Origin of the sequence: Streptomyces sp. NRRL F-4489 (genome assembly GCF_001509485.1) — a bacterium.
Lineage (GTDB): Bacteria > Actinomycetota > Actinomycetes > Streptomycetales > Streptomycetaceae > Streptomyces.
Genome location: NZ_LLZI01000054.1, coordinates 1 through 10,981, shown reverse-complemented (window position 1 = coordinate 10,981; position 10,981 = coordinate 1). Strand labels below are relative to the sequence as shown.

The 10,981-nt window shown below is 75.0% G+C and carries 5 protein-coding genes; 1 reads left to right on the top strand and 4 read right to left on the bottom strand.

The window, feature by feature from the left end:
- Positions 1 to 106: 106 nt before the first annotated feature.
- Positions 107 to 3,649, bottom strand: coding sequence for a transcription-repair coupling factor (mfd, locus tag ADL22_RS06925; protein ID WP_066974778.1), 3,543 nt, complete (start codon positions 3,647 to 3,649; stop codon positions 107 to 109).
- A 367-nt stretch (positions 3,650 to 4,016) separates the two neighbouring features.
- Here mfd and ADL22_RS06920 point away from each other — a divergent pair, with 367 nt between their 5' ends.
- The gene (locus tag ADL22_RS06920; RefSeq protein WP_234430574.1) at positions 4,017 to 5,579 is read left to right on the top strand and encodes an MFS transporter; all 1,563 of its coding nucleotides are present in this window, start codon (positions 4,017 to 4,019) and stop codon (positions 5,577 to 5,579) included.
- A gap of 55 nt (positions 5,580 to 5,634) precedes the next feature.
- On the opposite strand, the gene ADL22_RS06915 is transcribed toward ADL22_RS06920, so the two are convergent.
- From ADL22_RS06915 to ADL22_RS06905, 3 genes are all read right to left on the bottom strand, one after another.
- Positions 5,635 to 6,723 carry a cellulose-binding protein gene (locus tag ADL22_RS06915; protein ID WP_234430573.1) on the bottom strand — a complete coding sequence of 363 codons (1,089 nt, stop codon included), beginning with the start codon at positions 6,721 to 6,723 and terminating at the stop codon, positions 5,635 to 5,637.
- A 362-nt stretch (positions 6,724 to 7,085) separates the two neighbouring features.
- Positions 7,086 to 9,869 carry an SUKH-4 family immunity protein gene (locus ADL22_RS06910; RefSeq protein WP_066974774.1) on the bottom strand — a complete coding sequence of 928 codons (2,784 nt, stop codon included), beginning with the start codon at positions 9,867 to 9,869 and terminating at the stop codon, positions 7,086 to 7,088.
- A gap of 5 nt (positions 9,870 to 9,874) precedes the next feature.
- Positions 9,875 to 10,882 (bottom strand): HNH endonuclease, encoded by a 1,008-nt coding sequence (locus ADL22_RS06905; RefSeq protein WP_066974772.1) that lies wholly within the window; start codon positions 10,880 to 10,882, stop codon positions 9,875 to 9,877.
- Between the last annotated feature and the right edge of the window lie 99 nt (positions 10,883 to 10,981).

Below are 10,981 nucleotides of genomic sequence, written 5' to 3'. Positions count from 1 at the left end.
CCCCGGCACCACGAACGACCCCCAGAAACGGCGCCCCCGCCCAACTCCCCCACGCCGAAGGCGAAAACAACAGCAACCCGCACGGCGGGAGAGCCGACAACGTACGTCAGCCCAAAATCGTCGTGAGGAACTCACCCACCCACGCGAGCAGCTCGCGCCCAACCACCGGCTTGCCGCCGATCCGCCCCGTCGTCGGCCGCGGCACCAGAATCTGGCGCGTCGCCGGCTTCAGGACCGTACGCGGATGCAGCCGCTTCAGGCGCAGCTCCTGGGATTCGCGCAGGTCCACGGGGCCGAAGCGGATGTTGGAGCCCTGGAGCGTGATGTCGGTGACCCCGCAGGCCCGCGCCAGCATCCGCAGGCCGGCGACCAGGAGGAGGTTCTCGACCGGCTCGGGCAGCTTGCCGTAGCGGTCGGTCAGCTCCTCGCGGACGGCGGCGATGTCCTCCTCCGAATTCGCGGAGGCGATCGCGCGGTACGCCTGGAGCCGCAGCCGCTCGCCGGGCGCGTAGTCGTGCGGGACGTGCGCGTCCACCGGAAGCTCGATCTTGACCTCCAGCGGCGGCTCCTCCTCCACGCCGCCCTCCAGGGACGCGCGGTAGTCCGCGACCGCCTCGCCGACCATCCGGACGTAGAGGTCGAAGCCGACGCCCGCGATGTGGCCGGACTGCTCGCCGCCGAGGAGGTTGCCCGCGCCGCGGATCTCCAGGTCCTTCATCGCGACGTACATACCGGCGCCCATCTCGGTGTGCTGGGCGATGGTGGCCAGCCGCTCGTGGGCGGTCTCGGTGAGCGGCTTCTCCGGCGGGTAGAGGAAGTAGGCATAGCCGCGCTCGCGGCCGCGGCCGACCCGGCCGCGCAGCTGGTGCAGCTGGGACAGGCCGAAGTTGTCGCCGCGTTCGACGATGAGGGTGTTGGCGTTGGAGATGTCGATACCGGATTCGACGATCGTGGTGGAGACCAGGACGTCGAACTTCTTCTCCCAGAAGTCGACCACGACCTGCTCCAGCTGCGCCTCGCCCATCTGCCCGTGCGCGGTCTGGACGCGCGCCTCGGGGACGATCTCGCGGAGCCGGGCCGCGGCCCGGTCGATCGACTCGACGCGGTTGTGGATGTAGAAGACCTGGCCCTCGCGCAGCAGCTCGCGGCGGATCGCGGCGCCGATCTGCTTCTGCTCATACGGGCCGACGAACGTCAGGACCGGGTGCCGCTCCTCGGGCGGGGTGGTGATCGTGGACATCTCGCGGATGCCGGTGACGGCCATCTCCAGGGTGCGCGGGATCGGCGTCGCGGACATGGTGAGCACATCGACGTTGGCGCGGAGCTTCTTCAGCTGCTCCTTGTGCTCGACGCCGAACCGCTGCTCCTCGTCCACGATGACCAGGCCGAGGTCCTTGAACTTCGTCTCGGAGGAGAAGAGGCGGTGGGTGCCGATGACGATGTCCACCGAGCCGTCCCGCAGGCCCTCCAGGACGGCCTTGGCCTCGGTGTCGGTCTGGAAGCGGGACAGCGCGCGGACGTTCACCGGGAACTGGCCGTACCGCTCGGTGAACGTGCCGTAGTGCTGCTGGACGAGGAGGGTGGTGGGCACCAGGACCGCCACCTGCTTGCCGTCCTGGACGGCCTTGAACGCCGCGCGGACCGCGATCTCGGTCTTGCCGTAGCCGACGTCGCCGCAGATCAGGCGGTCCATGGGGACGGACTTCTCCATGTCCTCCTTGACCTCGGCGATGGTGGTGAGCTGGTCCGGCGTCTCGGCGTACGGGAACGCGTCCTCCAGCTCGCGCTGCCAGGGGGTGTCCGGGGCGAAGGCGTGGCCGGGCGCCGCCATCCGCGCCGAGTACAGCTTGATGAGGTCGGCGGCGATCTCCTTGACCGCCTTCTTGGCGCGCGCCTTGGTCTTCGTCCAGTCAGCGCCGCCCAGGCGGTGCAGCGTCGGCGCCTCGCCGCCCACGTACTTGGTGACCTGCTCCAGCTGGTCGGTGGGGATGTAGAGGCGGTCGCCGGGCTGGCCGCGCTTGGCCGGGGCGTACTCGACCAGCAGATACTCGCGGGTGGCGCCCTGGACGGTGCGCTGCACCATCTCGATGTAGCGGCCCACGCCGTGCTGCTCGTGGACGATGAAGTCGCCGGCCTGGAGGGTGAGCGGGTCGATCTGCTTGCGGCGGCGGGCCGGCATCCGCGCGGCGTCCTTGCCCGCGGCCTTCTGCCCGGACAGGTCCGTCTCCGTCAGCACCGCGACCTTCAGGCCCGGATCGACGAAGCCGTTGTCGAGCGCGCCGCACGCGACGTGCACCACGGACGGCGCGATCGCGGCGAGGTCGGCCTCCAGGCGGGCGGCGATGCCCTCCCCGCCCAGCACCTCGACCGTACGGGCCGCGGGGCCGTGCGCCTCGGTGACGTAGACCGTGCGCCAGCCGTCGGCCAGCCACTGCTTGGTGTCCGCCAGCGCCCGCTGGGTGTCGCCCCGATAGGTCTCCGGGGCGTGCATCCCCAGCTTCAGGGTGTCCCCGTCGCCCTCCAGCTCCTCACCGGCGGCGAACGGGGAGACCGACCACCACATCATGCCCAGCTCGCGGGCGTGCTCCCGGACGTCGGCCAGGCCGCGCAGCGACGCCGCGCCGACGTCGATCGGCGCCGCGCCGCCGCCCGCGCTCGCCGCCCAGGACGCCTGGAGGAACTCCTGGCTCGTCGCCACCAGGTCCGCCGCCCGGGTGCGCACCCGCTCCGGGTCGCAGACCACCGCCATGCTGCCGGCGGGCAGCACGTCCAGCAGCAGCTCCATGTCGTCGACGAGGACGGGCGCGAGGGATTCCATGCCCTCGACGGCGATCCCCTCGGCGATCTTCCCGAGCAGCTCGCCCAGCTCCGGGTGCTCCTCGGCGAGCGCCGCGGCCCGCTGCCGCACGTCTTCGGTCAGCAGCAGCTCGCGGCACGGCGGCGCCCACAGACCGTGCTCGGCCACCTCCAGCGACCGCTGGTCGGCGACCTTGAAATACCGGATCTCCTCGACGTCGTCGCCCCAGAACTCCACCCGCAGCGGATGCTCCTCGGTGGGCGGGAAGACGTCCAGGATGCCGCCGCGGACCGCGAACTCGCCGCGCTTCTCGACCAGTTCGACCCGCGCGTACGCGGCCGCCGCCAGGCCGTCCACGACCTGCTCCAGATCGGCCGACTGCCCCGTCCGCAGGCTCACCGGCACCAGCTCGCCCAGCCCCTTGACCTGCGGCTGGAGCACCGAGCGGATCGGCGCGACGACCACCGACACCGGGCCCGCGGTCGGATCGTCGGCGGTCGGGTGGGCCAGCCGGCGCAGCACCGCCAGCCGGCGGCCGACGGTGTCCGAACGCGGCGAGAGCCGCTCGTGCGGCAGCGTCTCCCAGGACGGGAACTCCACGACGGAGTTCTCCTCGCCGGCCGGCATCAGGGAGCGCACCGCGGCGGCCAGATCCTCGGCCTCCCGGCCCGTCGCCGTCACGGCCAGCACCGGGCGGCCGGAGCGCCGCGCCAGCGCCGCCACCGCGAACGGGCGGGCGGCCGGCGGCCCCACCAGGTCGACATGCGGCCGGTGCCCGTCGGCCGCGGCCTTGACCGCTTCGGCGAGCGCCGGGTCCCGTACGACGGCGTCGAGCAGACCACTCAGGCTCATGAAAGGCTTCCGTCCCAGCGAGGCGAACAACGCGACCGGTCCGGCACCCTCGGCGGCGCCTGCGGGCGCGAACGGACCAGGGCTGCCCACCTTACGCTGGCCCACCGACAACCGGCCGCCCGAGCAGGGCCCGCCGCCGTCCCATGCTGCGAGAAACCCCATTCCGCCCGGCCACCGCGCGTGCGAGGGTGTCCCACGAATCGTGCCGACTACACCTAACGGGTCGGCGCCACCGCACGACGTCAGGAGGGGGCACCCGGTGAGCCGCACCACCCAGGACAGCCACAGCGCCGGCCGGAACGGCACCGGGAACGCACCGCCGGACGGCACCGCCCCCGCGCGCCGCGCGCCGGTCACCGCCGCCCTGATGCTCGGCATGGCACTGGCCGCCCTCGACTCGACGATCATCGCCACCGCCGTCCCGCAGATCGTCGGCGACCTCGGCGGCTTCGCGGTCTTCTCCTGGCTCTTCTCCGGCTACCTCCTCGCCGTCACCGTCACCCTCCCCGTCTACGGCAAGCTCTCCGACACCTACGGCCGCAAGCCGATCCTCGTCACCGGCATCGTGCTCTTCCTCATCGGCTCCCTGGCCTGCGCCGGCGCCTGGGACATGGCCTCCCTGATCGCCTTCCGGGTCCTCCAGGGCCTCGGCGGCGGCGCGCTCCAGGGGACCGTGCAGACCATCGCCGCCGACCTCTACCCGATGAAGGAACGCCCCAAGATCCAGTCCAAGCTCTCCAGCGTCTGGGCCGCCTCCGCCGTCGCCGGCCCCGGCCTCGGCGGCCTGCTCACCACCTACGGCGACTGGCGCTGGATCTTCCTGATCAACCTCCCGCTCGGCGCCCTCGCCCTCTGGCTGATCGTCCGCCACTTCCACGACACCCCGCGTACGGCCCCAGCCCGCCGCGCCCGCGTCGACTGGCCCGGGGCGCTCGCCGTCTTCGCCACCGGCGGGCTGCTGCTCACCGCCCTCGTCCAGGGCGGCACCGCCTGGCCCTGGCTCTCCGCCCCGTCCCTGCTGCTGCTCGGCGGCGCCGCCGTGGCCGCCGCGGCCACCGTCGCCATCGAACGCCGCGCCGCCGAACCCGTCATCCCCGGCTGGGTCTGGCGCCGCCGCACCATCTCCGCCGTCAACCTCGCCCTGGGCGCCCTCGGCCTGCTGATGGTCGCCCCGACCGTCTTCCTGCCCACCTACGCGCAGGCCGTCCTCGGCCTCGGCCCCACCGCCGCCGGTTTCGTGCTGTCGGTGATGACGCTCAGCTGGCCGATATCCGCCGCCTTCAGCAGCCGCGTCTACAACCGCACCGGCATCCGGGTCTGCGCGCTGCTCGGCATCGGCGCCGCCGCCCTGGTCCTGCTCGCCTTCCCGCTGCTGCCCTACCCCGGAGCCGCCTGGCAGCCCGCACTGCTGATGCTCGCGCTCGGCGCCGCCCTCGGCCTCTTCCAGCTCCCGCTGATCATCGGCGTGCAGTCCTCGGTCGGCTACGCGGAACGCGGCACCGCCACCGCCTCGATCCTCTTCTGCCGCCAGGTCGGCCAGTCCCTCGGCGCGGCCCTCTTCGGCGCCATCGCCAACGCCACCCTCAGCGACCGCCTCGGCCACGCCCCGGCCGACCTGCGTACGGGCCTTCCGCACGACCTCGACGCCGTCTCGCACGCCCTCCAGCACGCCGGGGCGCTCACCAGCCGCGCCGCCGACTACCTCCGCCGTGCCGTGGACGCCGCCGTCGAGCACGTCTACCTGGGCGCCGCGGCCGCCGCCGCGCTCGCCTTCCTCGCCGTGCTGCTGCTCGCGCCGCGCCGGTTCCCGGTGCACGGCGACGTGCTTCCGGAGGCGGCGGCCTCGTCCGGAGGGTCGGTTCCGGAGGATGAGGGCATCGGGCGGGAGGACGGCGGTACGGGCCCGGCCGGGGCGGCGCCGGCCCGGTGAGCGGGCGGCCGCCGGTACGAGGCCCGTGCCGGTGTCGGGGTCCGGGGGCCGGGGATCAGCGGCGGCTCGAACCGCTCCCGTCCACCTGGGGCAGCTCCGTCTCCAGCGTGTCCTCGTCGTCCGGGTCCGCCCCGGCGGGAGCCGGATCCGCGCCGCCCGCCGCGTCCGGACCCGTGTGCGCGGGCGCGTCCGGCCCGCTGGCCGCGGCCGCGTCCGGACCGGCCGACGCGCCCTGACCGGCCCCGGCGCCCGACCCCGGCAGCTCCCCCGGGTCCTTCCCCGTCAGCGCCGCCAGGCTGTTGCGCACATGCGTCATATGGATCCGCAGCTCCTCCCGCGCCTCCTCGTGCTCCCGCACGATCCGCTCGGTGGTCCGCTCGATCCGCTCCGCCTCCACCCGCGCCTGCGCCAGCACCTCCGCCGCCCGCGCCTCGGCGTCCTCCTGGCGGTGCCGCGCCCACTCCTCGGCCTCCGCCTGGAGCCGCCGCCGCTCGGTCATCACCGCCTCGCCGTGCGCCTCCAGCTCGGCGACGCGCTGGTCCATCTCCTCCTCCAGGCGCGCGATCTCGCGCTCCAGCGCGTCCCACTCCTCGGTGTGCCGGGTCTCCTGCTCCTTCAGCAGCCGCTCCGTACGCCGCCGGGTCTCGGCCAGTTCCCCGGCCGCCTCCGACCGCAGCTCCTCGGCCTCCCGCCCGGCCTCCGCCAGCAGCCCGGCCGCCTCACCGGCCGCGGCCTTGTCCATCCGCCGGGCGTCCTCCTGCGCCTCGGCCCGCAGCCGCTGCGCCGCCTCGTCCGCCGCGTCCTGCACCTTCTGCGCGTACTCGGCCGCCTCGTCGTGCGCCCGCGCCGCCTCGGCCTCGGCCTCCGACCGCAGCCGCGCCGCCTCCGACTCCGCCGTCGTCAGGATCAGCCGCGCCTGCTCGCCCAGGGACTCGTACGTCTGCTCCGGCAGCTGCTCCACATAGGCGCGCAGCTCGGTGAGTTCGGCCTCCATCTCGTTGCACAGGACGGTCAGCCGCGCGGCCCGCTCCCAGCAGGAGTCGCGGTCGATCGAGAGCCCCTCGACGCGGCGGTCCACGTCCTCCGGGCGATAGCCGCGTCCTCGTACGGTCTCGAACCCGTGAGGCGAAACCGAAGTACTCATCCCTCAAGCCCCTCTCCGCTGCGCACCGCGGTGGCACGGACCCGCGGACATCCGCACAGTCCCGCGCACATCTTTCTGGATCGGCCCGAAGCGGCTCCAACACGACACTCCGCCCATTCCTTCCCACAAGGATGCGTCATACGGGGGCGGAAGCCTGAATTGGATCTTCGCTCGGGAGGGGGTACCCCGCCCTCTCCTGCTGACGCGCCACCGGCCGCCCCCGGGCGGGTACCCCGGCCCGCCCCGCGCACACAACGGCGGCGGGGGGCGGCCGAACCGACCACCCCCCGCCGCCGCTCCCACCTACGGGGCTGCCCCTACGGGATTGCGCTTACGGGCCCGCCTTCACGGGCCCCACGGGCCTACAGCAGCCCGTCCCACATCTGCTCCAGCAGCACCGACCACCAGGTCTCCGGCGACCCCAGCGCCGGCGGGTCCAGCGCCACCAGCTGCGCCTGGAAGTCCACCGTCCAGCGGCCCGCCTGCTCCGGCGTCAGCCCGTACCGCAGGCGCCACATCCGCCCCAGCATCGCCAGGCAGCGCACGAACTCCGGCAGCCCGGTGTTGACGAACTGCGGCACCGCCGCCTGCCCGCCCGGGCCCGCCTCCAACGGGACCGCCACGATGTTCGCGGTCCCGTACTGGACGCACAGCTGGCGCCCGAAGTCGTTCCCCATGACCAGATACGAGCCCGCGTCCGGCGCCGGCTGCACCCGGCGCTCGGCCGCCAGCTCCGCCAGCGTCGGCACCGGCCGCCCCGGCTGCGCCTGCGCCCAGAAGAACGGCCCGAAGTCGACCGGCAGCCCGGCCCACACCAGCGTCTGCGCCACCACTTCCGGCACGCCCTGCCGGGAGACCGCCCGCTGGTCGAAGCGGAAGATCCCCTGCGGCCCGAACGCCTGCTCCAGCTCCTGCCCGATCGCCTGCGGCGGCACCGGGGGCACCGGCGGCACCTGCGAGGGGTGCGGCAGCGGCGCCCGCACCGGCGCCGGCCGCGCCGGACCGTCCGCGACCTGGTGCAGCTCGCCCTGATGCTCGATCAGATGCCGGACGCCCTGCTGCCGCGAGGCGTGGTCCGTGCCGTACGCGGCGGTGTGGCTGATCCGCACCTGCGGCCAGGTCTCCCGCACCATCCGGGCGCAGTAGCCGCCGGGCAGCTCGCAGCACTCCAGCTCGGTGTGCAGCTCCACCACCTGCTGCGGCGGCACGTTCATCGCCCGCAGCTCGTGCAGCAGCTGCCACTCCGGGTGCGGCGTGCCCGGCGCCGAACGGCGGACGATCTTCTGCTCACTGCCGTCCGGCGCGCGGTAGCTGAGGACGGCCATATAGCCGGGGCCGACGGTCGGCTGGCCGGAGGGCGGCTGCGGGTAGCCGTAGCCGCCGGGGGCGCCGGGACCGGGGGCGCCGGTGGGCGGTGCTCCGGTGGGCGGTACGCCCGGGGCCGGCATGCCGTGCGGGGGCGGCGGCGGGCCGGGGCTGACCGGCGGCGCCATGGGCGCGGCGGGCGGCGGCGGTACGCCGGGGCCGGCGGCGGACGGCATACCGGGGCCGCCCGGACCGCCGGGGCCCGGGAGGGCGGCGCCGCTCGCCAGCATCGTGGCGGCGGCGTGCACCCCGCCACCGGGGCCGGGGCCGGTCGCCGGGCCGGCGGACGGGTCGGCGGCCTGACCGGACGCCTGACCGGACGCGGAACCGGAAGCAGAAGGGGAAGCGGACGGGGAAGGGGACGGGGGGACCCCGGGCGGGGCAGGGGGAGGCGGCGGGCCGTCCTGGCCGCCGCCGGGGCCGCGGCCGCCCGCGCTCGCGCCGGACGCGCCCAGCACGCCGGGGGGCGGCGGCGGAGGCGGCGGCACACCGGGACCACCGGAGGCACCCGGCCCACCGGACGCACCGCCCGGACCCGGCGCGGGAACCTGGAGCGCCGCACCGTCCGCCAGCATCGTCGCCGCGGCGTGCACCCCGCCGCCCGCGGCGGGGGCGCCACCGCCCGGCGTCGCGTCCGTACCGCCGGAGCCGTCGCTCGCCCCCGGCCCGTCCATGGCGCTCAAGTCCAGCTTGGAAGCGTCCAGTTGGGACACCAGCTGGGTCGGTACGTAACCGCCGACTGGCCCGCCCGGGCCACCGGGGCCGGGGGACGCCGGGCCGTCACCGGACGGCGCGCCGGCCTGCGGCGCACCGGTGTCCGCGCCCGTACCGGGGACCGGCACACCGGGCGGCGGCGGTACGTCGGCGACCGGCGTGCCGGTGGGCGGCGGCAGATCGCGCAGCGCGGCCGGCGCCGGACCGGACGCGGGCGGGGCCGGCGGGGCGGTCGGCATCGGCGGCGGCGCGGACGGCATCGGCGGCACCGCGGGCCGGCCGCCGGAGCCGCCCGGGCCCGCGTCCCGGTCGGGCAGCGCGGGCGCCTCCTTGGTGGGCGGCAACTGGCTGCCGCGGTGCAGCAGTTCGGTCTTGGCGTCCGGCCGGACCCGGGGCGCCGCCGTGTCCTCGTCGTCGGAACCGGCCAGCGGCGGCGCGAACACCGTCTGCGGCGGCGCCACCGACAGCTCGTCCCCCGCACCGGAGGTGGTGTCCGCGGCGGCCCACGGCGTGTCCTCGGCCACCGGCCCGCCGCCGGAAGCAGAACCGGAAACGGAACCGGAAGTGGACGCGGAACCGGAAGTGGAACCGGAACCGGAAGTGGAGACGGACGGGTCTCCCTCCCCAGCAGCTCCAGAAGCCCCCGAAGCGTCCGCCGCCCCGGCCGCCCCCGCCGCCTCCTTCCGCCCCGCCAGCCCGATCGCGTCCGCCGCCTCCTGCAGCCACTCCGGCGGCGTCAGCAGGAACGACGTGGCCTCCAGATCGATCCGCTGCGGCGGCTCCGCGGCCCCGTACCCGCCGTCCGCCGGCGCCGCGTACTCCTCCTCGTAACGCCGGATCACCTCGCCCACCGGCAGCCCCGGCCACAGCGTCGTCTCGCCGCTGTCCCGCGCGATCACCAGCCGGCTCCGGCCGCCGCCGCCGGCCGCACCGTCCTCCCGGTCCTCCGCCCAAGCCACGAAACCCAGCGCGAACTCCCGCACCCGCACCTCGCGGTGGAGCTCCGCCGGCACCTCGCCGTTCACCCACCGCTCCGCGCGCTCCTGCGCCTGCGCGAACGTCACCACCGCGATCAGCCCTCCACCGGCACCGCGTACGCGAAACCGCCGTCCACCATCAAGTTCGCCACCGTCTCCAGCTCCGGCGGATTGCCCGCCAGCCGCAGCAGGAACTCGTCGAAATCCGCCCCGCACGGCAGCATCAGCCGCTCCACCCGCTCCTGCACCGACCACCCGTCCTGATCCCGGGCGTCGTCGTACGGACAGAACCACACCGAGCCGACCGCCTCCCCGCGCACCTTCACCGCGAGGACCCCGCCCTGCGCGAACGCCACCCCCAGGTAGTCCTTGGTGAAGTGGTCGCGCAGGCACTTGTTCACATAGACGAGGTCGTTCACCGCCGCGTCATCGCGCACCGTGAAGAACGGCTGGTCGACCAGCAGCCCCAGCTCCGCGTCGAGCGCCGCCCCCACCGGCGCGCACCCGCCCGCCGCCTTCAGGAACGACCGGTACGCACCCGGCAGGCGGTAGCCCAGCGCCTCCTCGGCCTGCGCCACCTGCTCCTCGGCCACCGCCAGCTCCCGCCGCGGCAGCCCGAAATGCACCGGCCGGGTCTCCTGCAGCGGCCGCGTACCGCGCTTGTCGTGCGCCACCGCCGCCGTCGCCAGCCCCGCGTGGTGCCGCAGCAGCGCCTTCACCTCGACCGGGACCAGCTCCATCCGCCGGGTGCCCGCCACGTGGTGCCACGTCCAGCCGTGCGGCGTGGCCACCGCCGGCACGTCTATCCACAGCTCGTGGCCCTGCGCGTGCAGCGCCGCGTTCGCCGATACGAAGTCCGTCAGCCGCAGCTCGTCCACGCCGAAACCCTCCGGCGGCTCGGCGATCTCCGCCGCGGCCCGCGCGTACGGCGAGAAGTCCGGGAAGCCGTTCCCGTCCATCCGCACCCCCGCCGGATACCGCGCGGCACGCACCGGATCCGGGAAGTGCACGACCTGCCCGGCGTAGGCCGAGTTCGGTGGCACAGGGCGTCCTCCGGCCTGGGGGCCGGGAGGCGCCCCCAGCCCTTGCCGACCTGTCGTCATCGCGGTTGCCCCCTGGCTGAAGCTGGCTTTGGGGCACAGCCTATGCGGTGCCGCAACACCCCCCGCCGCCCGTACCGGCCCCCGCCCGCACCCCCGCCC